The sequence below is a fragment of the Cupriavidus laharis genome, assembly GCF_914271435.1.
Lineage (GTDB): Bacteria > Pseudomonadota > Gammaproteobacteria > Burkholderiales > Burkholderiaceae > Cupriavidus > Cupriavidus laharis.
This window is the reverse complement of record NZ_CAJZAI010000002.1, coordinates 446,125-472,255: the sequence shown is the minus strand read 5'-3', so window position 1 is coordinate 472,255 and position 26,131 is coordinate 446,125. Positions and strand designations below refer to the sequence as shown.

22 protein-coding genes, 1 tRNA gene and 1 pseudogene are annotated in these 26,131 nt (G+C 67.0%); 5 read left to right on the top strand and 19 right to left on the bottom strand.

Going from position 1 to position 26,131, the window contains the following annotated elements; all coding sequences use genetic code 11:
• Positions 1 to 24: 24 nt before the first annotated feature.
• Positions 25 to 1,431 (bottom strand): SLC13 family permease, encoded by a 1,407-nt coding sequence (locus LDO29_RS05960; RefSeq protein WP_224078855.1) that lies wholly within the window; start codon positions 1,429 to 1,431, stop codon positions 25 to 27.
• A 394-nt stretch (positions 1,432 to 1,825) separates the two neighbouring features.
• On the bottom strand, positions 1,826 to 2,224 hold the full coding sequence (locus LDO29_RS05955; RefSeq protein ID WP_224078854.1) for a hypothetical protein: 399 nt from the start codon (positions 2,222 to 2,224) through the stop codon (positions 1,826 to 1,828).
• Positions 2,225 to 2,446: 222 nt separating this feature from the next.
• Between LDO29_RS05955 and LDO29_RS05950 the strand changes: the two are divergent.
• Positions 2,447 to 2,645: pseudogene (locus LDO29_RS05950) on the top strand (VOC family protein); the annotation flags it as partial.
• Positions 2,646 to 2,700: 55 nt separating this feature from the next.
• Here LDO29_RS05950 and LDO29_RS05945 read toward each other — a convergent pair.
• Positions 2,701 to 2,787: transfer RNA gene (locus tag LDO29_RS05945), tRNA-Leu, on the bottom strand.
• A 70-nt stretch (positions 2,788 to 2,857) separates the two neighbouring features.
• Positions 2,858 to 3,229: a hypothetical protein gene (locus LDO29_RS05940; RefSeq protein WP_224078853.1), complete on the bottom strand. Its 372-nt coding sequence runs from the start codon at positions 3,227 to 3,229 to the stop codon at positions 2,858 to 2,860.
• Positions 3,230 to 3,879: 650 nt separating this feature from the next.
• Here LDO29_RS05940 and ilvA point away from each other — a divergent pair.
• Entirely contained in the window at positions 3,880 to 5,463 is a 1,584-nt protein-coding gene (gene ilvA / locus LDO29_RS05935) for a threonine ammonia-lyase, biosynthetic (protein ID WP_224078852.1), read from the top strand.
• A 71-nt stretch (positions 5,464 to 5,534) separates the two neighbouring features.
• Here ilvA and LDO29_RS05930 read toward each other — a convergent pair whose 3' ends face one another.
• The gene (locus tag LDO29_RS05930; protein WP_224078851.1) at positions 5,535 to 6,878 is read right to left on the bottom strand and encodes a tetratricopeptide repeat protein; all 1,344 of its coding nucleotides are present in this window, start codon (positions 6,876 to 6,878) and stop codon (positions 5,535 to 5,537) included.
• Between the two features lie 177 nt (positions 6,879 to 7,055).
• On the opposite strand from LDO29_RS05930, the gene LDO29_RS05925 reads away from it, so the two are divergent.
• Positions 7,056 to 7,487, top strand: coding sequence for an FKBP-type peptidyl-prolyl cis-trans isomerase (locus tag LDO29_RS05925; RefSeq protein ID WP_224078850.1), 432 nt, complete (start codon positions 7,056 to 7,058; stop codon positions 7,485 to 7,487).
• Between the two features lie 11 nt (positions 7,488 to 7,498).
• On the opposite strand, the gene LDO29_RS05920 is transcribed toward LDO29_RS05925, so the two are convergent.
• Both LDO29_RS05920 and hpnN read right to left on the bottom strand, forming a co-directional pair.
• The gene (locus LDO29_RS05920; protein WP_224078849.1) at positions 7,499 to 8,332 is read right to left on the bottom strand and encodes an MlaA family lipoprotein; all 834 of its coding nucleotides are present in this window, start codon (positions 8,330 to 8,332) and stop codon (positions 7,499 to 7,501) included.
• Positions 8,333 to 8,362: 30 nt separating this feature from the next.
• Positions 8,363 to 10,996 carry a hopanoid transporter HpnN gene (gene hpnN, locus LDO29_RS05915; RefSeq protein WP_224078848.1) on the bottom strand — a complete coding sequence of 878 codons (2,634 nt, stop codon included), beginning with the start codon at positions 10,994 to 10,996 and terminating at the stop codon, positions 8,363 to 8,365.
• A 185-nt stretch (positions 10,997 to 11,181) separates the two neighbouring features.
• Between hpnN and LDO29_RS05910 the strand changes: the two genes are divergently transcribed.
• On the top strand, positions 11,182 to 11,820 hold the full coding sequence (locus LDO29_RS05910; protein ID WP_224079124.1) for an MlaC/ttg2D family ABC transporter substrate-binding protein: 639 nt from the start codon (positions 11,182 to 11,184) through the stop codon (positions 11,818 to 11,820).
• 16 nt (positions 11,821 to 11,836) lie between these two features.
• Here LDO29_RS05910 and LDO29_RS05905 read toward each other — a convergent pair whose 3' ends face one another.
• From LDO29_RS05905 to ispH, 6 genes are all read right to left on the bottom strand, one after another.
• The gene (locus tag LDO29_RS05905; protein ID WP_224078847.1) at positions 11,837 to 12,838 is read right to left on the bottom strand and encodes an HpnL family protein; all 1,002 of its coding nucleotides are present in this window, start codon (positions 12,836 to 12,838) and stop codon (positions 11,837 to 11,839) included.
• Positions 12,839 to 12,848: 10 nt separating this feature from the next.
• Positions 12,849 to 13,655 (bottom strand): hopanoid biosynthesis-associated protein HpnK, encoded by an 807-nt coding sequence (gene hpnK / locus LDO29_RS05900; RefSeq protein WP_224079123.1) that lies wholly within the window; start codon positions 13,653 to 13,655, stop codon positions 12,849 to 12,851.
• A 47-nt stretch (positions 13,656 to 13,702) separates the two neighbouring features.
• On the bottom strand, positions 13,703 to 15,127 hold the full coding sequence (gene hpnJ / locus LDO29_RS05895) for a hopanoid biosynthesis associated radical SAM protein HpnJ (RefSeq protein ID WP_224078846.1): 1,425 nt from the start codon (positions 15,125 to 15,127) through the stop codon (positions 13,703 to 13,705).
• 149 nt (positions 15,128 to 15,276) lie between these two features.
• Entirely contained in the window at positions 15,277 to 16,383 is a 1,107-nt protein-coding gene (gene hpnI / locus LDO29_RS05890) for a bacteriohopanetetrol glucosamine biosynthesis glycosyltransferase HpnI (protein ID WP_396022631.1), read from the bottom strand.
• Positions 16,384 to 16,388: 5 nt separating this feature from the next.
• The gene (gene hpnH / locus LDO29_RS05885; protein ID WP_224078844.1) at positions 16,389 to 17,549 is read right to left on the bottom strand and encodes an adenosyl-hopene transferase HpnH; all 1,161 of its coding nucleotides are present in this window, start codon (positions 17,547 to 17,549) and stop codon (positions 16,389 to 16,391) included.
• Positions 17,550 to 17,572: 23 nt separating this feature from the next.
• Positions 17,573 to 18,544 (bottom strand): 4-hydroxy-3-methylbut-2-enyl diphosphate reductase, encoded by a 972-nt coding sequence (gene ispH, locus LDO29_RS05880; RefSeq protein ID WP_224078843.1) that lies wholly within the window; start codon positions 18,542 to 18,544, stop codon positions 17,573 to 17,575.
• A gap of 159 nt (positions 18,545 to 18,703) precedes the next feature.
• Here ispH and hpnA point away from each other — a divergent pair, with 159 nt between their 5' ends.
• The gene (hpnA, locus tag LDO29_RS05875) at positions 18,704 to 19,705 is read left to right on the top strand and encodes a hopanoid-associated sugar epimerase (protein WP_224078842.1); all 1,002 of its coding nucleotides are present in this window, start codon (positions 18,704 to 18,706) and stop codon (positions 19,703 to 19,705) included.
• Positions 19,706 to 19,709: 4 nt separating this feature from the next.
• On the opposite strand, the gene LDO29_RS05870 is transcribed toward hpnA, so the two are convergent.
• From LDO29_RS05870 to cyoA, 6 genes are all read right to left on the bottom strand, one after another.
• The gene (locus LDO29_RS05870) at positions 19,710 to 20,858 is read right to left on the bottom strand and encodes a glycosyltransferase (RefSeq protein ID WP_224078841.1); all 1,149 of its coding nucleotides are present in this window, start codon (positions 20,856 to 20,858) and stop codon (positions 19,710 to 19,712) included.
• Positions 20,859 to 20,860: 2 nt separating this feature from the next.
• A complete protein-coding gene (locus LDO29_RS05865; RefSeq protein WP_224079122.1) occupies positions 20,861 to 21,715 on the bottom strand; it encodes a ferritin-like domain-containing protein in 855 nt (284 codons plus the stop codon).
• A gap of 258 nt (positions 21,716 to 21,973) precedes the next feature.
• The gene (cyoD, locus tag LDO29_RS05860; RefSeq protein WP_224078840.1) at positions 21,974 to 22,357 is read right to left on the bottom strand and encodes a cytochrome o ubiquinol oxidase subunit IV; all 384 of its coding nucleotides are present in this window, start codon (positions 22,355 to 22,357) and stop codon (positions 21,974 to 21,976) included.
• On the bottom strand, positions 22,354 to 23,043 hold the full coding sequence (cyoC, locus tag LDO29_RS05855; RefSeq protein ID WP_396022630.1) for a cytochrome o ubiquinol oxidase subunit III: 690 nt from the start codon (positions 23,041 to 23,043) through the stop codon (positions 22,354 to 22,356). Before cyoC ends, cyoD begins: the two co-directional genes overlap by 4 nt.
• On the bottom strand, positions 23,036 to 25,039 hold the full coding sequence (cyoB, locus tag LDO29_RS05850; RefSeq protein ID WP_224078839.1) for a cytochrome o ubiquinol oxidase subunit I: 2,004 nt from the start codon (positions 25,037 to 25,039) through the stop codon (positions 23,036 to 23,038). Before cyoB ends, cyoC begins: the two co-directional genes overlap by 8 nt.
• 58 nt (positions 25,040 to 25,097) lie before the next feature.
• A complete protein-coding gene (cyoA, locus tag LDO29_RS05845; protein ID WP_224078838.1) occupies positions 25,098 to 26,114 on the bottom strand; it encodes a ubiquinol oxidase subunit II in 1,017 nt (338 codons plus the stop codon).
• Positions 26,115 to 26,131: the final 17 nt, after the last annotated feature.

The window sequence follows — 26,131 nt, the reverse complement described above, 5'->3', positions numbered from 1 at the left end:
GGCCGCATACGGCGGTCACAGTGGTCACAGCACGACAAAGACTAGCCAGAGCGCCACCGGGGCAATGATGGTAACGAGCATGCCGTAGACCATCAGCTTGCGGAAGAATGCCTGCCGGTCCACGCCCTGCGCATTGGCCAGCACCAGCGCGCCGTTGGTGGAGAACGGGCTGACATCGACGATGGTCGACGACACCGCCATGGCAGCGATGAAGCCGATGGCGCTGACGTCCGATCCCTGTTGCAGGAACGGCACCGCCAGTGGAATCAGCGAGCCGAGCACGGCGGTCGACGACGCGAACGCCGATACCACCGCACCGACGAAGCACAGCAGCAGCGCAGCCATCATCGGCGATGTCAGCCCCGCCACGCTGTGGCCGACGAAGTCGATGGTGCCCATCTTGTCCATCACGCCGACATAGGTGCTGACGCCGACGATCAGCATGATCTCGGGCCACGACACCTGGCTCAGCGCGCGCTTCTGCTGCTCCGGCGCCATCAGGGCGAGCGCCAGCGCAATGGTGAGCGAGACGAAGCCGATGTCGAGCTTGCAGTACAGCGTGAGTACCGCCAGTGCCGCCAGGCCTGCTACCGTCAGGTACTGGTAAAGGCCGCCGGGCGCGCCGGAGACGGCGGCACCGCCACTCTGGAGCAGTGCGTCGGGATCATGCGCGATGGTCTTCCGTTCTTCCCGTCCGGCCTCGGCCTCTGCATCGCCAAAGATCTGCGCCCCCTGGGCGACCGGAACGCCGGGGTTGAACGGATGGCCCATCGCCATGACGCCATTGGCCATGGCCTGCGGTGCGGCGGCCGGGCGCGCGGACTGGCGCATCAGCCGCAGTCCGCCGAACGCGACGAACAGGCCTGCGGCCACCGCCAGGTTGACGCCAAGGCTCGCGAATGCCGTGGCCATCTCGTTCAGCGGCAGGCCGGCCTTCTGCACGATCTTGTTGGTGATGCCGCCGTAGATGCTCATGGGCGAGAAGCCGCCGCCCTGCGCGCCGTGGATCACCATCAGCCCCATCAGCAGCGGGTTGATGCCGTAGCGCGCCGCAAAGCCGAGCGCGATCGGCGCGATGATGGCCACTGCGGCCGGGCTGACCGCGCCGACCGATGTCAGCAGCGCGGCGATCAGGAACATGATCCACGGGATGGCGGCGATCCGGCCGCCCACGGCCCGCACCGCCAGCCTGACCAGCCAGTCGATGGTGCCGTTGTTCTGCGCCACCGCGAACAGGTAGGTGATGCCGACCAGCGTCAGGAACAGGTCGGCGGGAAAGCCAGCCATGATGGCCTTGGCCGGCATGGCCGCGGCGAAGGTGCCGATCAGGAAGGCGCCGACAAAAGCCAGCACGCCCATATTGACCGGCAGGACCGTGGCGGTGACAAACATCAGTCCGAGGACAGAGATGGAAATCAGGTGTTGCGACATGGCGGGCTCCATGGCCGCAGGCACGAGTGCGCCCGCCGCCTGGTTGGAAGGCGAGAGTAACGATGAAACGGAAATCCCCGGGGGAAAAGGAACGCCGGGCGTGAGCGTCAGGCCGCTATGGCGTGGTGGGGGTGTCGGGCACGTCAGTCTCCTGTTGCTGGCGAACAGCCCGCAGGCGAGACAGGCGCGCCGGCCGCTGTTCCAGACTATTTGTTGTGGAACTGACAATAGGGAGTGGCGGGCAGCGCGTCAATTAAGCCGCTTCGCCAACGCTTACGCAAAGCGAAAACAGGGGGGAGGAGGTGCGCTTCGCGGGCCCATGACCCGCCATGCCTGCAGTGCAGGGAAAGCGGCGAGGAAGCCGGGCGCCGGAACCAGGCGCCCGGCGGGCACTTCAGGCGATACTGCCGTCGGTGTAGACGTCGAACGAGCGAGACGGCTCGGCGGATACGCCACGGCGGTCCATGCCGGCCAGTGCGCCGTCGGTGTAGACGTTGAACGAGCGCGACGGCTCGGCCGACACGCCACGGCGGTCCATGCCGGACAGCGAGCGCGAATTTTCGATGTCGCGCGTGGTGGGTGCGACTTCGCGAGCGCCATCGGTGTACGGGTCGTAGCGGCCCACGCGGGCGCCGTTGCCATAGACGTCGCGCGCGTCGGTGCGGAAGTTGTAGCCATACTTGTCACCGGGGAACGGGCTGTCGCGCGGGTCGCTGGCATGGGCGGTGCCCGCGATGAATGCGGCGGCGAGGGTGGCGGCGGTGACAATCGTAGTGGCCAGTTTGCGGGTCATGTTGGAACTCCTTGTCTTGAGAGGGAGAAGGGCAGAACGCAGAGGACGTTCTCTGGCTTATACGCACGCCGCATGCCAACGGATGTGACGGCAGAAAGTGGCCGCGCTGGCGCAAATCGGGCTGAAATTGCGGTCCTGGCGGGTATGGTGGTGGTTGTGAACCAACAGGCGGCGCCGGCGTCGCCTGCTGCGAACCAACACATTCCGCAGGCTGATCATGTGGCTTCGGAAGGCGGGACGGGAACGCCCGTGCCGGGCCCGTCGATCAAAGATCGATGATCTCGGCGCGGCGCTCGCGCGTGTCAGGGCTGCCGGCATTGCCGTGGAGTACGGTCCGGTGCGGGAGCCATGGGGCGTGCGGCGCTTCTACGTGCGCGACCCGTTCGGCAGGCTCGTCAACAACGTGCTTGCCCACTGCTGACGTGTTGCGCGCGCCAATGAAAAAAGGCTTGCCGAAGCAAGCCTTTTCCAAATCTTGGTGCCCAGGAGAGGACTCGAACCTCCACAGTGTTGCCACCGCTAGGACCTGAACCTAGTGCGTCTACCAATTCCGCCACCTGGGCAAGTGAGCTGCGCATTGTACCAGAGCATTCAGAGAATGCAAGCGGTGGCTTGAGCGGGCCGGCATCTGCGCTAAGGCTGGCTTTGCTGCAGGTACTCCTGTAGCCGGGAGAGTTCAAGCGCGATGCCGCCGGGAAAGCCCTGGCGGCCGCCTCGCTTGTCGATCAACAGGTCTTCGAGATAGACGCGGATCGCTGTGGGATGGCTCCACAACGCGGCGAGCTGGTTGCCGATGCGCGGATAGCGGCGGCACAGCTCCATGGGCCGGGCTTCAACCGGCAGCAATACCAGCCAACGCATGGCCGTGGGGGTCAGGGCCAGCGTTTCGGGCGGCACGGGCCGCCGCAGGCTGGGCCAGTCCGGCTGAGCTTGCGCGGGCGGCGCACCGTCCAGCACCTGTTTCGCCTCCTCGACGGAAACGAATTCGAATGAGAGGGGTTCCATGCCGGTCAGAAAATCGGGAAGGGGCAAATACAGGCCAGCGCCCGCTTCATACAGTTACGGTCTTTCCGGCAATTTCTTGATGCCGCGCATCCTGCGGCAACTCCACACTTTCCGCCCATTCATGCCGTCGCAGTATTCGGGTTTGTGCCAGCTTTTCCGAGAGAGGGCGTTGGAGTCTACTGGAAGCGCGCACAAGACGTGGCTGGATGGAAGATCGGGCTGCAGTGTTTTGGCCCATCGCTTTCCGGCCGGATATGGATTCCTACGGAGACTACACCATGGTGACCAAGCAGGAAGACGCCTTCATTGTGAAGAACCTGATCGCGCTGGCAGCAGTGGAAACAATCGGCGCAGCGATTGCGCTAGGCCTGGTCTTCAACGTACTTACCTGAGTCTCCGACCGGCCCGCGCGCTCCGCCCGCGGGCCATATTGCCGCATCGCTTGTCGATCGGAAGATTGACAAATCGCCCCGGGTCCGACAAGCTTTCGTCAATGGACCGCCGTCACAACGCCATCGCGCTGATTATTATCACCATTCCTGGAATGGTGGGTTAGCGCGCGTCCTCAGATCAGTTTCCGCAAAACCCGCTCCCGAGGCGGGTTTTTCGTTTCCGCCTCCTGGGCACGCATCCAGCACAGGAGTCCCGTCATGCCGGCACAAGCCGTCGAGCCCACCACCGAACATCGCGATGTCTGTCCGTCAGACGTTCCCGACCAGAACAGCTATCTCAAGCGCATCCTGAATGCCCGCGTCTACGACATTGCGCGCGAGACCGAGCTGGAGTTCGCGCGCAACCTGTCCGCGCGCACCGGCAACGCGATCTGGCTCAAGCGTGAGGACAACCAGCCGGTGTTCTCGTTCAAGATCCGCGGCGCGTACAACAAGATGGCCAATCTGGATCCGCAGGCGCTGCAGCGTGGCGTGATCACCGCATCGGCCGGCAACCATGCGCAAGGTGTCGCGCTGTCGGCGGCGCACCTGGGCGTGCGTGCGGTGATCGTGGTGCCGACCACGGCGCCGCAGGTCAAGGTCGATGCCGTGCGCGCGCATGGCGGCCCCACGGTCGAGGTGGTCCAGGCGGGCACCTCCTATACCGATGCGTGGCGCCATGCCATCCATCTGCAGCAGGAGCTGGGCCTGACCTTTATCCCGGCTTTCGACGATCCGGACGTGATTGCGGGCCAGGGCACCGTGGGCGCGGAGATCCTGGCGCGCCATCGCGGGCCGCTCGATGCCATCTTCGTACCGATCGGCGGCGGCAGCCTTGCCGCGGGCGTCGCCACCTACGTCAAGGCGGTGCGCCCGGAGGTCCGCGTGATCGGCGTGCAGACGCAGGACTCGTGCGCCATGGCGCAATCGCTGCGTGCGGGCCGGCGCGTGGAGCTCGACGATGTCGGCCTGTTTTCCGACGGCACCGCCGTGAAGCTGGTCGGCGAGGAAACCTTCCGCCTGTGCCGCCGGTATCTCGACGATGTCATGACCGTGAGTACGGATGCCGTGTGCGCGGCCATCAAGGATGTGTTCGAGGATACGCGCAGTGTGCTGGAACCCGCCGGCGCACTGGCGGTCGCCGCCGCCAAGCAATACGCGCAACAGCACGGCATGCAGGGCGGGACGCTGGTGGCCGTGACGTCCGGCGCCAATATGAACTTCGAGCGCATGCGTTTCGTTGCCGATCGCGCCGAGATCGGCGATGCGCGCGAGGCCGTATTCGCGGTGACGATGCCGGAGGCGCGCGGCAGCTTCCTGCGTTTCTGCGACCTCGCGGGCAGCCGCAGCATCACCGAGTTCAGCTACCGCATTGCCGATGCGCACACGGCGCATGTGTTCGTCGGCATGCGCATCCGGGATCGCGCCGAGTCCGCGCAGATCGCCGGTGCGTTCAGTGCGCAGGGCTTTGCCACGGTCAATCTCACCGGCGATGAACTGGCCAAGCAGCACCTGCGGCATATGGTGGGCGGCCGTTCCACGCTGGCGGGCGGCGAGCGCCTGTTCCGCTTTGCGTTCCCGGAGCGGCCCGGTGCGCTGATGGCCTTCCTGCGTGCCCTGCCGGAAGACTGGAACATCAGCCTCTTCCACTACCGCAACGATGGCGGCGATGCAGCATCGGTGCTGGTGGGCATCCAGGTGCCCGAGGCAGTGCGGCTCACCTGCGAGGCCGTGCTGGCCGGACTCGGCTATCGGCATTGGGACGAGAGCGCCAATCCGGCCTACCGGATGTTCCTGGCGTAGGCCGCGTAGGCCGGTAGCGCCAGCGAGCAAGGCACGGGCCGGTGCAGGAACCGGCTCCGACCCGCCTCTCCTCAATGCCTGGCAGCGGCCGCGCCGCAATCGTCGGCACGATGCATCAGGCGGCGCAGGCTCGGGTTCATCGGCTTGAGCGCCGCGCGCTCGGCGCACAGCGCCTGGGCCAGGCTCGCGCGGCCGGCGCGCAAGGCGGCCTCGATCAGCGTCAGGTTGATCACGTCGCGCTGTGCATGGCTGCCGCCAAAGCGGCTGGCGATCAGGCGCACCGGCATCAGCCGGTCGATGGTGGTGGCGTAGTCGCCCTGTTCGAAGGCGATCAGCGCATCCGCCACGGGCACGCCGACATCGCGCGCCATCATGGCGTTGGTGCCAGCGCCGGTCGCGGCGCCGAGCAGGGTCGCGCGCAATTCCGCCGCGGCCTCGGGCTGGCCGGCGCCGAGGCTGGCCATGATCGCGTGCACGTCGTTGAACGCGTAGTAGCCGGCGGCCCCGCGCGTCTGCCAGTCGCTCGCGAGCGGCTGCCAGCGCACCCCCGCATCCACGCCGCGCAGGTGCAGCCGCCACAGCAGCGCCGAGGCATCGACCAGGTCCAGCGCAATGGCCGGGGCCGGGCGGCTCACATGCGCGTCATAGAGCGCCAGTACCGCATTGGTATCGCCCTGCTCCAGTTCGAACAGCGCCAGGTGCCACCAGTTGTGCACGGCCAGCATGTTGTCCTCGGCCCAGTCCTCGCGGCGCGAGCCGAGCCAGCCGATGCCGTCGTCGAGCCGTCCCTGCATCTCCATGACATGCGCGACGGCGTGTATCGCCCAGGGGTCGCGCGGATTCAGGTCCAGCGCGCTGCGGCCGCGGTCTTCGGCGCGTTCGTAGAACTGGGTTTCCTCCAGGCCGAACGCGTGCATGCCAAGCAGGAAGCTGAACCCCGGCATCTCGGCGTCCCAGTGCGGCAGCACCTGGGCGATGCGGTCGCGCAGCATGCCGGACTGGCCGAGCAGGAAGTCGCCGATGTGCGCGACCTGCACCGCAAGCAGGTCGCGCGGATAGTCGATGGCGATATCGCCGTAGAGCTGGATGGCGCGCGCGAACGACCCGTCCAGCCACGCGCGCGCGGCGGCGATATGGCGGCGTTCGCGGTCATTGGCGCTCGCGTGCAGGGCCTCGCCGGCCTCGACGCTCTCGCGCAGCATCGGTTCCGCCGTGCCGTCGCCCGAGGTGACCATCAGCCCCGCGCGCAGGGCGTGGCCCATGGCAAAGTCCGGTGCCTCGGCCAGCGCTTCGTCGATGGCGGCGAGCGGGTCGCCGTAGTAGCCGTTGAGCAGGTGCAGCGCCGCATCGAACTGTTCCAGCGAGCGGGCATTGCCCGTCGAGACTTCCAGGCCCCGGGAATCGAGTGTTGCCATGGCATCCTCCATGCGTGTGGAACCATCCTAGGCCGGCATTCGCAGGATGCAACGTGCTGCAAGGGGAATGCAGCGTCAGCGGCGCATGCGCGGGCCGCCTGTGCGCCATGCGTCGCTGGTGTGGGTGTCGGTTACACTGCCCGCTCTTTCCACTACGCCGCTGCAACCGGATTCCCCATGAAACGAATCGCTCTGCTCCTCAGCGCCATGACCTTCGCCTGCGCCGCCGTGGCGGCCGCGCCGGGCGCCTCGGCACCGGCGGCTGCCGCAGCGCCGCAGACGCTGCCTTCCGGCATGACCATCCAGCACCTGGTCAAGGGCACGGGCCCGTCGCCGAAGGCCACCGACACGGTCCAGGTGCACTATCGCGGCACGCTGGCCGATGGGACGGAGTTCGACAGTTCGTACAAGCGCGGCCAGCCGATCTCGTTCCCGCTGAACCGGGTCATCCCGTGCTGGACCGAAGGCGTGCAGACCATGCAGGTGGGCGGCAAGGCGAAGCTGACCTGCCCGCCGGCCACCGCCTACGGTGCGCGCGGCGTGCCGGGGACCATTCCGCCGAACGCCACGCTGACCTTCGAGGTGGTGCTGCTGGGCATCGGCGGCTGAGTTCCCGAGTCTTACTGCTGCGGTGCCCCGGAGGCGGGCGCCGCAGGCACTGCCGGCGCAGTGGCCGGCGCCGATGCCGGTGCCGGTGCCTGCGATGGCATGGCGGCGCCATCCGCTTCATCGTCTTCGCCATAGTCGGGCAGTTTGCCGCCGCCACCCTCCAGCAGGTAGCGCCGGCGCTGCACGTAGGCGTCGCGCACGAACGCGTACTTGTCCAGCGCCGCCAGCGAGAGCAGGTCGGTCGCGCCGAGCAGGTTGGTCCGCACGTCCACCACGTTCATGCCGTACAGCGAATTGCGCACGGCCGGCTCCGCATACGTGGTCGGGTCGAACCAGAAATTCACATACAGGCCCACACCGTCACGGAACGAGCTGGGGCCGAACACCGGCAGCACCAGGTAGGGTCCCGATGGCACGCCCCACGTGCCCAGCGTCAGCCCGAAGTCCTGCGAATGCTTCTGCAGGCCGGCCGGCGTGGCGATGTCGATCAGCCCGCCGATCCCCAGCACGGAGTTGATCGCCACCCGCATCAGGCTCTCGGCGGCTTCCACGCCCTTGCCCTGCAGCAGGTTGTTGGCGAAGTTTCCCACGTCCGCAATGTTCGAATAGAAGTTGGTCACCGCGGTGCGCACCGGCTGCGGCGTGACTGCCTTGTAGCCCTTCGCGACGGGCTTGGCGACATACTCGTCGAGCTTGTCGTTGACCTTGAAGACCACGCGGTTCATCGGTTCGAGCGGGTCGTCAGGGTTGGCCTGCGGGCCGGTGGCGCAGCCGGCCGCGAGCAGCGGAACCAGTGCCAGGAAAGCCAGCCGTGCGGGCCGGTATGACAGACGGGGGAGCGACATGGTGCAGCGGTTGATTCGAGGTTGTTATCGTTATTCGGCGGGTGTTGCGGGGTGCCGCTGCGCGCGTTCGCGCGGGCGGCCCATCAGGATCGGCTGGAAGAACACGGCGCCCGCCAGCGTGCATGCCAGCGCCAGCGCCAGCAGCTTGCCCATGCTGGCCGTGCCGGGATGCTGCGACAGCCACAGGCTGCCGAACGCCGTGGCGGTGGTGGCGGCGCTGTAGAGCACGGCATGCGTGAGGCTGGACTGCAGCAGCTTGGTCTTGCCGTGACGCCATGCGATCACGTAGTAGATCTTGAAGGCCACGCCGATGCCCAGCAGCAGCGGCAGCGCGATCACGTTGGCGAAGTTCAGCGCAATGCCGAACGCCGCGCACAGCTCCAGCGTGACGATGGCCGACACGAGCAGCGGCACCAGCGTGCGCAGCACATCGCCAAAGCGGCGCAGGGCAATCCACAGCAGGATCGTGATGGACAGCACGGCCCAGCCGCCGGCCTGTGCAAACGCGCCCATGATCGTGTCGGCGGAGCCGCGGATGGCGATCGGGCCGCCAGTGGCATTCGGCTCCACGCGTAGCACGGCATCCATGAACAGGTTGAGCGCGGCTTCGCGTTCGATGCCGTCGTCTTGCGGCAGCCTGGGGGTGATGCTGGCCAGCGCGCGGCCATCCGGCGTCAGCCAGTCGCGCACGATTTCAGGCGGCAGGGTTTGCTGCGTAACCGGCTGCGGGTCGAGCATCTGGCGCAGGCGGCCCAGCGCCAGGCGCAGCGGCAGGGCAATGGCCTGCTCGGCGCGGTCGCGCGTGGCCGCATCGGCGTCCGCAAGCCGCTTCAGTGCCTTGGACAAGCGTGCCGCCTGGGCTGCGCCTGCTTCGGGGTGCTCGTCGGCGGCGATGGCAAGCTGGCGCGCGGCATTGCGCAACGCATTGACGCGCGCCATGTCGGTGGCCGGCGTGGCGGTCTGTTGCGTGAGCACGGGCAGCAGCGCGGTGCGTGCCGTGCCGATGGCTGCGAGCTTGGCCGGCTGGTCTTCGGGAATGAATGTCTGCAGCGTGACGACGCGTGCGACTTCGGGCAACTGCGACACCTTTGTCGCCATATCGCGCGCGGCAGCCAGCGAAGGCGCCAGCACGGTGACATCGTCGGTGCCCGCTTCCGGCGCATCCTTGAGCGCCAGCAGTGTCGCCATCGATTCCGAATGCGGGTCCTTCAGGTGCAGCGGGTCGAAGTCGAAGCGCAGGCGCAGCAGCAGCGGCGATCCCAGCAGGATCGCGGCGCAGGTGATCAGCAGCACCGGCTTGCGGTGGCGCTCGAAGAACGCATCGGCGGGGGCCAGCCAGTCAAAGCCCGGCGCCTCGGCCTCGCCGCGGGGCTTCAGGACCTGGATGAGCGCGGGCAGCATCGTGAACGTCGTCAGGAACGCCACCATCATGCCGACGCCGGCAATCTGGCCAAGCTCCGCAACGCCGCGGAAGTCGGTGGGGAGGAAGCAGAAGAATGCCGCCGCCGTGGCCGCCGCCGCCAGCGTGAGCGGCACCGCGGTCGCCTGCGCGGCATGTTCCAGCGCTTCGGAAATGTGGTCGCGGTCATGGCGCTCGGCACGATAGCGCACGCCGAACTGGATGCCGAAGTCGACGCCCAGGCCGACGAACAGCACCGCGAACGCGACCGAGATCATGTTCAGCGCGCCCACCATGGCCAGGCCAAGCGCCGCCGTGATCAGGAGGCCGGCGAACAGGCTGGCCAGCACCGCCAGGATCAGCCGGATGGAGCGCAATGCCATCCAGAGGATCAGCACCACCACCAGCACGGTCAGCAGGCCGTTGAGCGCGGCACCTTCACTGACCGAGGCGAACTCGTCGTCGGCCAGCGGCTGCGGGCCCGTCAGGCGCACGCTGGCCTGGTAGCGCTGCGCCAGCTTCAGTTCGGCGGCCGCGGCGCGGATGGCGTCGGCGGCGTCGGCGCCGGCCTGGAGGTCGCTGTAGTCGAGGACCGGGCTGACCGAGATGAAGCTGAATGCACGGCCTTCCTTGTCCGGCTTGAGGCTGTCGTCGAGCAGGCCGGCCCACGACATCGCGGCAGGCTTGCCGGCCAGTACCTGCTCCAGGGCGCCGGCGCTGGCGCCCAGCAGGCTGTCCATATCGGCCAGCTTGACCTGGGCCAGTGTCAGCGGCAGCCCCAGCATGGCCGAAAGCGTGTCCGACAGCCCACGCAGCGTCGGGTCGTGCGCCAACTGGTTGAGCAGCGGGCGCGCCTCGACGAGTTGCTGCGTGATCTGCTCGACTTCGGCGGTGCGCGCGAACAGCAGGCCGTTGCGGGCAAAGAATTCGCCCGCGCCGGGCTGGCTGACCGACCGGAATTGCTCCGGGCGCCGCCGCAGCGCTTCGGCGAGTTCGTTGGCTGCGGCATCGGCCAGTTCCGATGCCGGCGCCTGCACGACGGCCAGCGTCATCTGGCCGCGCTGCGGGAAGGCTTTGCCGATGGCCGCATCGCGCCTGGCCCACGGCGCGTCGGATTCGAGCAGGCGGTTGATATCCGTGTTGATGGCAAAGTGCCGCGCTACATAGAAGCCGCTGGCGGCGGTGAGCAGCAGGGCCGCCACGATCACCAGCCAGGCGCGGGTCGTGGCGAGCCTCACGAGGCGGGTCAGCAGCGAAGTCAGCATGGGGTGCTCGGGACAGGGCTCGAGCCGCGAGTATACCGGCTGGCGCCGGCTTGGCCCGGTGGCGTGGCGCATGCGGCGCAGCCGGCCGGGCAACTTTGTTCCGCTATACTGGCCCGGCAACCCGGGGCGCCAGGCGGGGCGGGCTCCCCGACCTTTATCAGAAGCGAATGGCAGTACACATCGGCATGAACAGATACGGTTTGATTTCCCTTGCGCCGGTTGCGGTGGTGGCCGTTGTGGCCCCGGTGCAGGCACAGACGGTGCAGCCCGGCGACCTCAAGGCCGCGCCGGACCGCCTGGTGCAGGCGGCAGTGGAAGGCGTGATCACGACGATCCAGTCCAACCCCGAAACCCGCAGCGGCGACATGGCGAAGATTACCGCCGTGGTCCAGAAGCAATTCCTGCCCTACACGGATTTCGGCCACACCACGCGGCTGGCGGTCGGCAGCGCATGGCGCAGCGCCACGCCGGAACAGCAGAAACAGCTCAACGAACAGTTCACGACGCTGCTGGTGCGCAGCTATGCGGTGTCCTTGTCGCAGCTACGCGAGCAGAACGTCAAGTTCCGCTTCAAGCCGGCGCAGCCTGCCGGCGGCTCGGGCGACGTGGTGGTGGAGTCGCGCGTGCTCAACAACGGCGACGAGATGCAGATCGACTACCGCCTGCAGCGCACGCCCGGCGGCTGGAAGATCTACGACATCAACATGATGGGCGCGTGGCTGATCGAGGTGTACCGCAAGCAGTTCGCCGATATCGTCGCGCGCGGCGGCGTCGACGGGCTGGTGAAGTACCTCATCAACCATAACGCGCGGCAGGCGGGATAGCGCTGAGGCTTCAGGGTCACTGCGTGGCGCCGCTGGCCGCCCCGCGCCGCCAGCGGCGCAGTTCCACCCATTGCCACGACAGCAGCGCCGGCACGCCGAACAGGATCTCCCGTGCGCGCTTGACCAGCGCCAGGGCCAGCGACACATGGGCGTCCATGCCCAGCGCCTGGCCCAGCAGCATCACCACGGCCTCCTGCACGCCGAGCCCGGCCGGCACGAAGAACGCCACGTGGCGCACGGCTTGCGTGAGCGCCTCGATCGCCATCGCCTGCCAGAACGGCACCGGGTGGCCCAGCAGCATCAGTGCGAACCAGATCTCGAGCGTCCCGCTGACCAGCCCCGCGAACTGCCAGCCTAGCGCCGCCACCAGTTCACCCCGGCGCCGGTTGAGCGCGCGGATCTGGGCATCGAGGCGCGCGCCGTCGATCATGGCAACAATGCGGTGGTCCTCGCCGAACAGCTTGCGCGCCGCGCCTTCCAGTTTCTCGAACAGTGCCGTGTGGCGCAGCGACAGCGCGAATGCGACCGGTACCGGCAGCGACAGCGCCAGCCCGGCCAGGATGATCCAGGCCTGGCCGCTGTCCTGCAGCGCGGCGATCAGCATCAGCACGCCGAGCGCCGAGAACAGGTACTGGGCGAACAGCGTGACCATGACTTCGACGACGATGGTGGCCGTGACGGCCGTGGTGTCGCGGATGCGCAGCCGGCTCAGCCGCACGCCGACCAGTTCGCCGCCCACGCTCATGGTCGGCAGCAGGCGGTTCACGGCCTCGCGCACGGTAGCCACCCACCACAGGAAGCCGAGGCCCGCTTTTTCTTCGGGGTCGGCCGATGTCAGCAGCACGCGCCAGCCCTGCGCGTCGAGCAGCAACGGCAGCGCGTGCAGCGGCACCAGCAACAACAGGAGCCAGCCGCCCTGCGCCATCACGGTGGCGATATCGCCGATGCCCTCGTGGATCACGAGAGCGGTGAGTGCGAGCAGGCCCAGCAGGCCGGTCAGGTAGGCAATGCGTTTCATGTGAGAGGAATCAGGCCGTGGCCAGCACGTCGGCAAAGCCGCCGCGCCGCACCCCGGCCGCATCGAGGGCCGCGCGCACGCGCGGCGACAGCAGCGCGGCCAGCTCGTCGGCGTGGCGGTAGGCGGCCATGGTCGGCGCGATGACAGCACCCGATGTGACAGCCGGATGCAGGTAGATTTCGCCGATGCCGTCGGGCAGCTTCGCGAGCGCGGCCAGCAGTACGGCTTCATCCATGGCGCCGCTGCGCGCGATGCCGACGACATAGTCGTTGTGCGCGATGCCGGCGCCCCGCAGCCGCCGGCGCAGCAGCGCCAGCCACGGGCGCAGCAGCAGCGGTGCGTCGGATTCCAGCGGCAGCCGCACGGCACGCAGGCCGAATTCACGGCCGATCGACAGGATCAGCGACAGCACGGTCGGGTGCAGATGAAAATGCTTGTGCGTGTTGACGTGATCGAGCGAAAGGCCAGTGGCCGCGAACGCCTCGAACTGCGCGCGGATCTCCGCGGCCAGTTGCCGGCGCACATGCGGCAGGAAGAAGAAGCGGCACCCGTCGCGCGCCATGGCCGAACCGAAGCGGCCTTGCGCATCGACGAGGTCGGGAATGGCCGCGCGCGGCAGCATGGCGGGGCCGTCGGCCAGCACCACGTGCAGGCCGACGCGCAGCGATGGCAGGCGGCGCGCGCGCGCCACCGCATCGGCCGCTTCGGGCGCGGACACCATCAGGCTGGCCGCGTTGAGCACGCCGTCGCGATGCGCGAGTTCCACCGCTTCGTTGACGGCGGTATGCAGGCCGAAGTCGTCGGCGGTGATGATCAGGCCGCGCGCGGGACGCGCGGCGGTGGCGGTGCTAGGCGACAGCAGGATCAGGCCTCGTGCGAACGCAGGAAGCGGAAGAACTCCACGCCTTCGCGCAGGCGCCGCTTCATCATGTCCCAGCTGCCCAGCATCTCGCGCACGATCTCCCAGATCTTGCCAGGGCGGAAGTAGAACTGCTTATAGAAGCGCTCCACGCCGTGGTAGATCTCCTCCTTCGACAGGTGCGGGTAACTGATCGCCGCGAGCTGCACGCCCTTGTCGTTGACGAGGTTGATGACCTTGTTCTCCTCAAGCCAGCCGTTATCCACCGCCTGCTGGTACAGCGTGGTGCCGGGGTAGGGCGCCGCCAGCGACACCTGGATGGTGTGCGGGTTGATTTCCTTGGCGTAGGCGATGGTCTTCTCGATCGTCTCCTGCGTCTCGCCGGGCAGGCCCAGGATGAAGGTGCCGTGGATCTGGATGCCCAGCTTGCGGCAATCTTCCGTGAAGCGGCGCGCGATGTCGGTGCGCAGGCCCTTCTTGATGTTCAGCAGGATCTGGTCGTCGCCCGACTCATAGCCGACCAGCAGCAGGCGCAGGCCGTTCTCCTTCATGATCTTGAGCGTGCTGTACGGCACGTTGGCCTTGGCATTGCACGACCACGTCACGCCAAGCTTGCCGAGCCCGCGCGCGATTTCCTCCACGCGCGGCTTGAAGTCGGTGAAGGTGTCGTCGTCGAACATGATCTCCTTCACTTCGGGCATGTTCTCCTTGATCCATTTCACCTCGGCAATCACGCTCTCGGCCGAGCGCGTGCGGTAGCGGTGCCCGCCGACCGTCTGCGGCCACAGGCAGAACGTGCAGCGCGAACGGCAGCCGCGCCCGGTGTAGATCGACACGTACGGGTGCTTCAGGTAGCCGATGAAGTAGTTCTCGATCTTCAGGTCGCGCTGGTAGACGGGTGCCACGAAGGGCAGCTCGTCCATGTTCTCGATCATCGGGCGCTGGCCGTTGTGCTCGAGCGAGCCATCGGGCAGCCGGTACGACAGCCCCAGGATGTCCTTGAGCGGCTTGCCGGCGGCGACGTCCTGGCAGGTGTAGTCGAATTCCTCGCGACAGACGAAGTCGATCGCGTCGCTGGCGCCGAGCGTGCCGCCCGGGTCGACCGCCGGCTTGGCGCCGACCATGCCGATCATCATGCCGGGTTTGCGCTTCTTGAGTTCTTCGGCGAACTTGGCGTCGGTCGGGAACGACGGCGTGCTGGTGTGGATGATGACCAGGTCGTAGTCGATGGCGATATCCAGCGTCTGCTGCGGCGTCAGTTCGTCGGCGGGCGCGTCGAGCACGCGGCTGCCGGGCACCAGCGCGGCGGGCTGGGCCAGCCAGGTCGGGTACCAGAACGACTTGATCTCGCGCTTGGCCTGGTAGCGCGAGCCGGCGCCGCCGTCAAAGCCGTCGAAGGAGGGGGCCTGGAGGAACAGGGTTTTTTTCATAGCGGCCTCGATGTTGTCAGGTCAGATCAGCTGCGGCTTGTTGGCATGGAGTGTATGTAGCTTTTTTGGGCTACGACCGTAGCCAAAAAAAGCTACATACGGGAGAGCGCCGCAGCCTTGTCTTGTCTTTGTCACAATGTGTCACTGTGTTATGCCGGGTCCTGCACGGACAGGACTTGTTGCCGCCATCGGACCCGCTGGCCACCGAGCGCCGCAGTCCAGCCGACAAGCAAAAGCATGTCCCGCATTGGTGCGCGTAACGTTGCGGCTGGCGTCCCCGCCAGCGCGCAGCGTGCGAGCGCGCCGGCTATCGCCACGGCCACCGTCCATTCAGCAGGCGACAACGCCACGCCCAGCGCCAGCATCGGCCAGGTGAAGGTAATGAAGGTAAAAGCAAAGCCCGCCGGGTTCAGCGAGCGGATGGTGCGCAGCCAGCGCAGCTCATGCGTCCAAAGCTCGGCCAGCCGCGTCTCGGTCACGTCGGTAGTGACCACCACATCGGACAGCACTGTGCGCAGCCCAGCCTGCCGGGTCAGTTCGCCGAGCCAGAAGTCGTCGGCGAGCCGGTCGGACAGCGATGCGAAGCCGCCGATCTGTGTCAGGGTGTCGCGGCGCAGCGCAATGGTGGCGCCGAAGGCAAAGCGGCGCGAACCGCCTGCGTGCGCGATGCGCACCGACGGCGCGAACCAGTCGTCGATGAACTGTGCGCCGAGTTTCGCCCAGAAGGCATCGACAGGGCGCCCCCGATACAGGCAGGTGACGATGCCGACGCCGGGGTCTGCCAGCGGCGCGGTGACGCGGGCCAGGTAGTCGGGCGGCACGGCGATGTCGCTGTCCGCCACGATCAGCAGGTCATGGCGCGCCTGCGCGGCCAGGTTGATCAGGTTGCTGACCTTCAGGTTGTTGCCATGGACGCGCGGGTCGATGACCAGCGTGATGTCCGTGCCGGGAAAGTCCTGCTGCAGGCGCCGCACGACGGCGATGGCGGGATCGTCCGGATCGCGCACGCCGCATACGAGCTGGTGGCCGGTGACGGATTGCCGGCACAGCGTGGCCAGGTTGTCGTACAGGCGCGGCTCGGCCCCGCACAGCGGCTTGAGCACGCTGGCGCGAATGTCGCCGCCTGCAGTGGGTGCCGCCGCGCGCACGCCGGCGCGCCGCGTCAGCACTGCGGCGGCCACGGCATAGCCCGCCGACACGCAGGTCAGCGCGCTGCCAAGCAGGGTCGCGGCCATGGCCGCAGCTTCCGCGGACATGGCGCTCAGTGGGCCGCCGTGGTCTCCGCCCTGGCCGGCCGCTCCTTGCGCGGCTGGGCCCGGCCGATCTCGGCCAGCTTGATCTCGACGTGGCGCGAGAACACGTAGTCGGCGGGGCGCTGGTTGTCGAGCGAGATGTCCGGGGCCATCGCGCCGTCGGTCTTCACGCCGCGCAGGCTCACGCCCAACGCCTTGAGCGGATGCGCAAATGTGTCGGCGACCGCGGTGGCCTCATAGCCGCTATGGACCATGCAGTCGGCGCACTTCTCGTAGTTGCCGGTGCCGTAGGCGTCCCAGTCGGTTTCTTCCATCAGTTCCCTGAAGGTCTGCACATAGCCTTCGCCGACAAGGTAGCAAGGCCGTTGCCAGCCGAACACCGTGCGCGCCGGGTTGCCCCAGGGCGTGCAGTGGTAGGTCTGGTTGCCGGCCAGGAAGTCGAGGAACATGGTCGACTGGCTGAACGACCACTTTTTGCCGCGGCCGCGGCTCAGGATGTCACGGAACAGCTGCTTGGTCTTGCCGCGGTTCAGGAAGTGCTGCTGGTCCGGCGCGCGCTCGTAGGCGTAGCCCGGCGAGACGGTAATGCCGTCCACGCCCATCGCCTTGACCGTGTCGAAGAACGCGGCCACGCGCTCGGGCTTTGCATCGTTGAACAGCGTGCAGTTGATGTTGACGCGGAAGCCGCGCGCCTTGGCGGCACGAATGGCTTCGACCGCGCGGTCATACACGCCTTCCTGGCTGACCGAGTGGTCGTGCATCTCACGGTCGCCATCCAGGTGCACGGACCAGACGAAGTAGGGGCTGGGCTGGTACTGGTCCAGCTTCTTCTCCATCAGCAATGCATTGGTGCACAGGTAGACGAACTTGCGCCGCGCGATGATGCCACGCACGATCTCGGGCATGTCCTTGTGCAGCAGCGGCTCGCCACCGGCGATCGACACCACGGGCGCGCCGCATTCGTCGACCGCGCCGAGGCATTCCTCGACGGACAGGCGCTGGTTCAGGATCGGGTCCGGGTAGTCGATCTTGCCGCAGCCATTGCAGGCAAGGTTGCAGCGGAACAGCGGCTCCAGCATGAGCGCGAGCGGATAGCGCTTCTGGCGCGCCAGATGCTTGCCGACGATGTAGGCGCCCACGCGGGCGACCTGCAGGAACGGAATAGGCAAGGGGACTTCCTTTTTTTATTGGTTCAGCCGGCGACCTTTTCGACAGGCTCGGGTGCGGCGGCCGCGGGCCGGACGTCGGCCAGCTCGGCGGGCAGCCGGAACTCGGCATGCTCCTCGCGGCCTTCCATGGTCGAGACGTCCACCGGGCCCAGGCGGCGCAGCGCGGCAATCACGTCCTCGACCATTTCTTCGGGCGCGGAGGCGCCGGCGGTAATGCCGACAATATTAGCGCCCGCGACCCAGGCCGGGTCGAGTTCGCTGCCGTCGGCGATCAGGTAACTCGGCACGCCGCTTTCAGTGCCGATCTCGCGCAGCCGGTTGGAATTGGAACTGTTGGTGGCGCCGATGACCAGGATGACATCGGCGAGTTTGCACAGGTCGCGCACGGCGCTCTGCCGGTTCTGCGTGGCATAACAGATGTCGCGCGTATCGGGGCCGACCATATTGCTGAAACGGCGGGCCAGCGCGGCAATGATATTGCGGGTGTCGTCCACGCTGAGCGTAGTCTGCGTGACATAGGCCACCGGGGTGTCGGCGGGCAGGTCCAGCTTCTCCACCTCGGCCTCGTTCTGGACCAGGATCACCTTGCCGGGGATCTGGCCCATGGTGCCCTCCACCTCGGGGTGGCCGGCATGGCCGATCAGGATCACGGTGCGCCCGCTGGCGGCATACTGCCGGCCCTGGTTATGCACCTTGATCACCAGCGGGCAGGTTGCGTCGATGGCGTGCAGCTGCCGCTGGCCGGCATCCGCCACGACCGCGCGTGAAACGCCGTGCGCGCTGAAGATGGTAACGGCGCCCGCGGGGACCTCATCGAGTTCTTCGACAAAGCGCGCGCCCTTGTTCTTCAACCCCTCCACGACATGCTTGTTGTGCACGATTTCGTGCCGCACGAACACCGGAGCCCCGTGCTTGACGAGCGCGCGGTCGACGATCTCGATCGCGCGCACTACGCCGGCACAGAAACCTCGGGGTTGAGCAAGAATCACCTGCATACGGTAGGTCCCCCGACCCTTCAACGGGTTTCAGTGGTTGGGAAGGTGTACAGAAATCACATTTCCGACACATGGTGGTTACTATATACCCGTCGCGCCGGAAATGTCTGGCAGCCATTTCCAGAACGCGGCGTTCCCATCTCATCGTGAAACGGGTTTATGACGGTAAACGATTACGTGCTGGTGACGGGTGCATCGGGTTTTCTCGGATCCGCCGTGCTGCGGCAGGCACTGGCGCGCGGTTGGCGCGCGCGCGCGCTGGTGCGCGCATCTAGCCCGCGCGCCAACCTGGCGGACCTGCCGGTGCAGGTCGTGCAGGGGGATATGCGCGACCCTGTGGCGGTGGCCGCGGCCATGCAGGGTGTGCGCTACCTGTTCCATGTGGCGGCCGATTATCGGCTGTGGGCGCCTGACCCCGAGGAAATCGTCCGCACCAACGTCGACGGCACGATAGCCGTGATGGAGGCGGCGCAGCAGGCCGGCGTGGAGCGCGTGGTCTATACCAGCAGCGTGGCCACGCTGCGCGTGGCGGGGGCTACGGCGCCCGTCGACGAGACGTCGGCGCTGGCTCCGCACGAGGCTATCGGCGCCTACAAGCGCAGCAAGGTGCTGGCGGAGCGCGTGGTCGAGCGCATGGTGGCCGAACGCGGGCTGCCGGCGGTGATCGTCAACCCATCCACGCCGATCGGCCCGCGCGACGTACGGCCCACGCCCACCGGCCGCATCATTGTCGAAGCCGCCACCGGCAAGATTCCCGCCTTTGTCGAGACCGGCCTCAACCTGGTCCACGTGGACGACGTTGCCGCGGGCCATTTCCAGGCGCTGGAGCGCGGCCGGACCGGCGAACGCTACATCCTGGGCGGCGACGACGTGATGCTGCAGCAGATGTTGCGTGATATCGCTGGCTTGTGCGGCCGGCGGCCGCCGACGGTGCAACTGCCGCGCTGGCCACTGTATCCGCTGGCCCATGCGGCCGAGGCCGTGGCGCGCCTGACGCGCAAGGAACCGTTCATTACCGTGGACGGGCTCAATATGTCGAAGTACCGGATGTTCTTCCGCTCCGACAAGGCCCGGCGTGAACTGGGCTACCAGCCGCGCCCCTATATAGAAGGCCTGCGCGATGCGCTGGACTGGTTCCGCGAGGCAGGGTACCTGCGCTGAAGCGTCAGGACCGCACTGGCGCCTGGCTGCGTCCTTTCCATTGTCCGCCCCGGCGCAGCCAGTAGCGCCGCGCCGAGTCCAGCGTGGCACCGAGGTAGAACAGCGCCGTCAGCGGCAGCAGCGGCGCCAGCCAGGCGGGCTGGCGGTATTCACGCAGCATCGGCAGGTAGGCCAGCGTCATGGCCGCCCAGGCCAGCCATGCCGGCCACAGCCTGGCTCCGCCGCCCAGCGCCAGCAACGGCGGGGCCAGGTAGGTCAGCGTCATGGCGGCGGCGGTGCCGGCCAGCAGTACGGGCGAGTAGCGTAGTTGCGTATAGGCGCTGCGGGCAATCATGTTCCACAGGCTGCGCCAGTCGTCATACGGGCGCAGCGACACGCTGTCGTCCGCGAGATCCAGGCAGATCGGGCCGCCCGGCTTGATTTTCGCCGCCAGGCTGCAATCGTCGATCAATTCGCCGCGTATGGCGGCGAATCCGCCGATGCGCGACAACGCGGCGCGGCTCGCCAGCATGCAGCCGCCCGCAGCGGCGGCCACTGCGCTGCGTGGGTCACGAACGCGCTCGAACGGGTAGAGTTTTGCAAAGAAGAAGACAAAAGCCGGCACGATAAGCCGTTCCCACGCCGACGCGCAGCGCAACCGCACCATCAGGGATACCAGGTCGCGCCGTTCATGCACGGCGCGGGCCACCAGCCCGGCCAGCACGCCGGGGCCGTGCCAGATATCGGCGTCGGTCAGCCAGACATAGGAGGCGTCCGGCGCCACGCGGTCGGCGGCCGCCAATCCTTCGGACTGCGCCCAGACCTTGCCGCTCCAGCCAGCCGGCAGGTCGCGGGCAGGCACCACGGCCAGGGCTTCGGGCCGGACAGTGCCGGCGGCGGCGCTCGTGGCCATCTCCGCTGTGCCGTCATGGCTGTGGTCGTCCACCACCACCAGCGACAGCTTCCCGGGGTACCGCTGGCCCAGCACGCCGGCCACGCAGCGTCCGATGACCTCGGCCTCGTTGCGGGCCGGGATGATGGCCACCACTTCGGGCCAGGTGCCCGGCGCTGGAGCCGGGGCCGGCTTGCGCACGCGCCAGAAACCCGCGCGGCCGAACAGCAGCACGCACCAGATCGCCAGCGATACCAGGGACAGCGCGAACGCGGCCGTCATGGTCACTTCAGGAAGCGGCGCGCCAGCCGTGCCAGGCGCGGCACGAAGTCGGGCCGCAACAGCCGTGCATCGTAGCCGGCCATGCGGCGGTCGTTCTCACTCAGGCACAAGTCGATCATGGTGCCTGGCGACAGCGAATCGCCGAGTGCTTCCGAGCCGTTCATCGTGAAATTGGCATCCTGCGCGGCGCCATCCGAGTCGATCCCGCGCGCAATGCCGATGCGCTCCCAAATGAGGAACGCCCACACTCGCGCGACCTTCCATGCATATAGCGGCCGGCGCCACCATGGCAGGTTGCGGCGATACCATGCGGCCCAGTTGACGAAGAAGAGGATGTGCCGCCCTTCCTCCTGGATCACGGGCTCGAAGGTGTCTACGAGCTCCGCCGGGAAGTAACCGGAGCGCTTGGCCATGGTGAACAGGCCAAAGGCAAAGAAGCTGTCGATGCACTCGCTGTAGCCGGTCACGAGCCAGCCCCACTCCGGGTCGTCCGGCGGCGGGTAATCGGGTTCGGGGGCCAGCGGAATGCCGTAGGCTTCCACCAGCTTGGACAGCACGACTTTGTGCCTCGCTTCCTCGCCGCCGTCCATGTCCAGCGCGCTGCGCAGCAGCGGGTCGGTGACCGTTTCGGCAAAGGTCTTCACGCGGATCGATGCGCGGCCCTCGGTCTGCACGGCGATGTCCCAGATCGGCAGGGAAGTGACGCGCTGCAAGGCGTCGGGCGACAGCTTCGGCCATTCGATCACGGCCGGCTTGTAGGGGTTGTGGGTCTGCAGCAGCATGTTGCAGAACATGCGCAGGTGCTGCGCCGAGCCGATGCGGACCGGGCCCGGCACCGGGTCGGTCCAGTGGCGCATGGCGTGGTCTGCCTGCTCGACCGCGGTACGCGCAATCGTGTCGGCCACGGCAGCGGCGCGCGCCACGGCATCCTCCGCCGAGTTGGCAGTGACGCCGGCGTGGCTGGCGTCTGGGTCGGCCGCCCCGTCATGGCGGGTTGGCGCGGCATAGAGTTCGGACATCTGGCCCCCTGGCAGTGGATTGCCCGGGGGCCATTGTAGCGGCGGGCGCCCGCTGGCGCACCCCGCTGCTGCGCTGCCGCGCCGGCAGCCGGCGCGTTACCGCTCCATGCCGGGCATCATGTTCGAGTTCAGGTGGAACATCACCCACAAGGTGCCGCTCAGCGTGATCACCACCAGCACCAGCGTGAACATCAGCGCGAGCATATTCCAGCCGCCCTCCGATTTCGCGTTCATGTGCAGGAAGTAGATCATGTGCACGACGATCTGCACGGCCCCGAGCGCCAGCAGCAGGATCGCGGTTGTGCTCGACTTCTCGAACACCTTGCCCATGACCAGCCAGAACGGAATCGTGGTCAGGATCACCGAGAGCACGAAGCCGGTCACATAGCCGCCCAGCGAGATGTGGATGTGGCTGTCGTCATGGCCATGCCCGTCGTGGCCGTCATGGCCATGGGCGAGCGTGTGGTCCTGTGCACTCATGGCAGCACTCCCATCAGGTAGACAAAGGTGAAGACGCCGATCCAGACCACGTCCAGGAAGTGCCAGAACATCGACAGGCACATCAGCCGGCGGCGGTTCTCGGGGATCAGCCCGTGCTTGCTCACCTGCACCATCAGCGTGATGAGCCAGATGGTGCCGAAAGTCACATGCAGCCCGTGCGTGCTGACCAGCGAGAAGAACGACGTCAGGAAGCCGCTGCGCCAGGGGCCGGCGCCTTCGCCGACCAGGTGAACGAACTCGTAGATTTCCACGGCGAGGAAGGCGGCGCCCAGCACGCCGGTAATGGCCAGCCACCCTTGCGTGCCGCCGACCCGGCCCTGCTGCATCTGCAGCATCGCAAAGCCATACGTGATCGACGACAGCAGCAGGAACGAGGTGTTCAGCGCCACCAGTGGCAGGTCGAACAGCTCGGCGCCGGTCGGCCCGCCCGCGTAGCTGCGGCCGAGCACGCCGTAGGCCGCGAACAGGCAGGCGAAGATGAGGCAGTCGCTCATCAGGTAGATCCAGAACCCCAGCAACGTGCCGTTGGGCACGTGGTATTCGCTGGTCATGTAGAAGCGCAGTTCGCCCTCCTGCATGCCATGGCCGGACTGCACGGCGTGCGGCGGGGCGGGCGGCGCGGCCTGCGCGCGGCCGGCGGGGAACGGGGCAGTGGTGTCAGGCATGGCGTGCCAGCAGCGCCGAGCGCGCCGCCTCCGTGTTGCCGACCGTATCGGCCGGGATGTAGTAGTCGCGCTTGTAGTTGAAGGTATGCACGATCGCGGAGATGATCAGGGCCGCGAACGACAGCACCACCAGCCACCAGATGTGCCAGATCAGCGCAAAGCCACACACCGTGCTGAACCCCGCCAGGATGATGCCCGCGCCCGTGTTCTTCGGCATGTGGATCGGTATGAAGCCCTGCATGGGCGGCTGGAAGCCATGCGCCTTCATCTGCCACCAGGCGTCGGTGTCATGGACGACGGGGGTGAAGGCGAAGTTGTAGGCGGGCGGCGGCGATGAGGTCGACCATTCCAGCGTGCGGCCATTCCATGGGTCGCCGGTGACGTCGCGCAGCGATTCGCGGCGCATGAAGCTCACCACGAGCTGGATCAGGAAGCAGCCGATGCCCAGCGCGATCAGCAATGCGCCGAACGCCGCGAGCAGGAACCAGATCTGAAGCGAGGGGTCCTCGAAATGGCTCATGCGGCGGGTCACGCCCTTCATGCCAAGCACGTACAGCGGCATGAACGCGAAGTAGAAGCCGACCAGCCAGAGCCAGAACGACCATTTGCCCCAGAACGGCTCCAGCCGGTAGCCGAAGGCCTTGGGGAACCAGTACGTGATGCCGGCCATCAGTCCGAACAGCACGCCGCCGATGATCACGTTGTGGAAGTGGGCGATCAGGAACAGGCTGTTGTGCAGCGAGAAGTCGGCGGGCGGCACGGCCAGCAGCACGCCGGTCATGCCCCCGATCACGAAGGTGACCATGAAGCCGACCGTCCACAGCATCGGCACCTCGAAGCGGATGCGGCCGTGGTACATGGTGAACAGCCAGTTGAACAGCTTCGCCCCGGTCGGGATCGAGATGATCATCGTGGTGATGCCGAAGAACGAGTTGACGCTGGCGCCGGATCCCATCGTGAAGAAGTGGTGCAGCCAGACCAGGTAGGACAGCACCGTGATCACGACCGTGGCGTAGACCATCGACGCATAACCGAACAGCCGCTTCTGGCAGAACGTGGCCACCACCTCGGAAAACACCCCGAACACGGGCAGCACCAGGATGTACACCTCGGGGTGTCCCCAGATCCAGATCAGGTTCACATACATCATGGCGCTGCCGCCCTGGTCGACGGTGAAGAAGTTCATGCCCAGGTAGCGGTCAAGCGCCAGCATGGCCAGCGCCGCAGTCAGCACGGGGAACGCGGCCACGATCAGTACGTTGGCGCACAGCGCGGTCCAGGTGAAGACCGGCATGCGCATCAGCGTCATGCCCGGCGCGCGCATCTTGATGATGGTGACCATCAGGTTGATGCCGGACAGGACCGTCCCCACCCCCGCCACCTGCAAGGACCAAAGGTAATAGTCCACGCCCACGTCAGGGCTTTGCAGGATGCCCGACAGCGGTGGATAGGCCAGCCAGCCGGTGCGCGCGAACTCGCCGACGAACAGCGACATCATCACCAGCACTGCGCCGCCGGTGGTCATCCAGAAACTGAAGTTGTTGAGGAAGGGGAAGGCCACGTCGCGCGCGCCGATCTGCAATGGCACCACGAAGTTCATCAGCCCGGTCACGAGCGGCATGGCCACGAAGAAGATCATGATCACGCCGTGCGCGGTGAAGATCTGGTCGTAGTGGTGTGGCGGCAGGTAGCCAAGGTTGTCGCCGAATGCCACGGACTGCTGGATGCGCATCATGACGGCATCGGCAAAGCCGCGCAGCAGCATGACGATGCCCAGGATCACGTACATGATGCCGATCTTCTTGTGGTCGATGCTCGTGAACCACTCGCGCCACAGGTAGCCCCACAGGCCGAAGTAGGTTACCGCGCCCAGCAGCACCAGGCCGCCGAGGACCACGACGATGAAGGTGCCCAGCAGGATCGGCTCGTGCAGCGGTATGGCCTCCCAACTCAGGCGGCCGAAGATGAGCGTGGCGAGTTCGGATCGCTCCTGCATGTTGTTCTCCAGGGCCAGGGTGAAGATCTCTCGGGGCGCTTGCCTCCCGGCTGCGCTACTACTGCAACGCCACGGCGCTGCGCTCGCTGTACAGGGCGACCGGGTCGAACGGCGTCTTCGGCGTATTGCTTGCGGTGCAGACGGCGCCCAGCACACCGCCCTGCTGGCGGCGTGCGTCCATGGCCATCATGTCCTTCTGGCACACCTGCCCGGCGCGCACGCAGCGGTTCAGGATGGCATCGAACAAATCGGGCGCGACGCTCGCGTAGTGGCGCACGGGATCGCGCTCGCTGGGCTGCTCCAGTTGCACGTAGCCGTCGCGCGACAGCGGGGTACCGCTGCGCTTTACGCGCTGGACCCAGCGGTCGAAGTCGTCATGGCTCAGGCTGTGGAACGTGAATCGCATGTGCGAGAAGCCCGCGCCGCTGTAGTTTGCGGAAAAGCCTTCATAGTCGCCCGGCTGGTTCATCACCGCATGCAGCTTGGTTTCCATGCCCGGCATGGCATAGACCTGGCCGGCCAGCGAGGGGATGAAGAAGGAATTCATCACGGTGGAGGCCGTAATGCGGAATCGGATGGGCCGGTCCACCGGCGCGGCGACTTCGTTGACGCTGGCAATGCCCTGCTCGGGGTAAAGGAAAAGCCACTTCCAGTCGAGTGCAACGACCTCGACCGTCAGCGGTTGCACGTCGGCGGGCACCGGCCGCTGCGCGTCCAGCCGCCCCAGCGGGCGGTACGGGTCAAGTTTGTGGGTGCTGACCCAGGTGACCGCGCCCAGCGCGATGATGATCAGCAGCGGTGCCGACCAGATCAGCAGCTCCAGCACCGTGGAGTGGTCCCAGTCGGGGTTGTAAGGCGCGTCGGTATTCGAGGACCGGTAGCGCCACGCGAACAGCAGGGTCAGCACGATCACCGGCACGATGATCAGCAGCATGAGTCCTGTCGAGATCAGGATCAGGTTGCGCTGCTGGACGGCCATATCGCCGCCCGGCGACATCAGCACAGCATTGCATCCACAAAGGGCAGCCGCTGCCGGAGCCAGCAGGATCCAGCGCGGCGCGCGCAGTACTGCCATTGTCGAACGGTCGGATC

Excerpts from the sequence above, each read along its gene's own strand:
- LDO29_RS05960 (WP_224078855.1), bottom strand. The coding sequence starts at position 1,431 with ATGTCGCAACACCTGATTTCCATCTCTGTCCTCGGACTGATGTTTGTC.
- LDO29_RS05955 (WP_224078854.1), bottom strand. The coding sequence starts at position 2,224 with ATGACCCGCAAACTGGCCACTACGATTGTCACCGCCGCCACCCTCGCC.
- LDO29_RS05940 (WP_224078853.1), bottom strand. The coding sequence starts at position 3,229 with ATGGAACCCCTCTCATTCGAATTCGTTTCCGTCGAGGAGGCGAAACAG.
- ilvA (WP_224078852.1), top strand. The coding sequence starts at position 3,880 with ATGCCGGCACAAGCCGTCGAGCCCACCACCGAACATCGCGATGTCTGT.
- LDO29_RS05930 (WP_224078851.1), bottom strand. The coding sequence starts at position 6,878 with ATGGCAACACTCGATTCCCGGGGCCTGGAAGTCTCGACGGGCAATGCC.
- LDO29_RS05925 (WP_224078850.1), top strand. The coding sequence starts at position 7,056 with ATGAAACGAATCGCTCTGCTCCTCAGCGCCATGACCTTCGCCTGCGCC.
- LDO29_RS05920 (WP_224078849.1), bottom strand. The coding sequence starts at position 8,332 with ATGTCGCTCCCCCGTCTGTCATACCGGCCCGCACGGCTGGCTTTCCTG.
- hpnN (WP_224078848.1), bottom strand. The coding sequence starts at position 10,996 with ATGCTGACTTCGCTGCTGACCCGCCTCGTGAGGCTCGCCACGACCCGC.
- LDO29_RS05910 (WP_224079124.1), top strand. The coding sequence starts at position 11,182 with ATGAACAGATACGGTTTGATTTCCCTTGCGCCGGTTGCGGTGGTGGCC.
- LDO29_RS05905 (WP_224078847.1), bottom strand. The coding sequence starts at position 12,838 with ATGAAACGCATTGCCTACCTGACCGGCCTGCTGGGCCTGCTCGCACTC.
- hpnJ (WP_224078846.1), bottom strand. The coding sequence starts at position 15,127 with ATGAAAAAAACCCTGTTCCTCCAGGCCCCCTCCTTCGACGGCTTTGAC.
- hpnI (WP_396022631.1), bottom strand. The coding sequence starts at position 16,383 with ATGTCCGCGGAAGCTGCGGCCATGGCCGCGACCCTGCTTGGCAGCGCG.
- ispH (WP_224078843.1), bottom strand. The coding sequence starts at position 18,544 with ATGCAGGTGATTCTTGCTCAACCCCGAGGTTTCTGTGCCGGCGTAGTG.
- hpnA (WP_224078842.1), top strand. The coding sequence starts at position 18,704 with ATGACGGTAAACGATTACGTGCTGGTGACGGGTGCATCGGGTTTTCTC.
- LDO29_RS05870 (WP_224078841.1), bottom strand. The coding sequence starts at position 20,858 with ATGACGGCCGCGTTCGCGCTGTCCCTGGTATCGCTGGCGATCTGGTGC.
- LDO29_RS05865 (WP_224079122.1), bottom strand. The coding sequence starts at position 21,715 with ATGCGCCACTGGACCGACCCGGTGCCGGGCCCGGTCCGCATCGGCTCG.
- cyoD (WP_224078840.1), bottom strand. The coding sequence starts at position 22,357 with ATGAGTGCACAGGACCACACGCTCGCCCATGGCCATGACGGCCACGAC.
- cyoC (WP_396022630.1), bottom strand. The coding sequence starts at position 23,043 with ATGCCTGACACCACTGCCCCGTTCCCCGCCGGCCGCGCGCAGGCCGCG.
- cyoB (WP_224078839.1), bottom strand. The coding sequence starts at position 25,039 with ATGCAGGAGCGATCCGAACTCGCCACGCTCATCTTCGGCCGCCTGAGT.
- cyoA (WP_224078838.1), bottom strand. The coding sequence starts at position 26,114 with ATGGCAGTACTGCGCGCGCCGCGCTGGATCCTGCTGGCTCCGGCAGCG.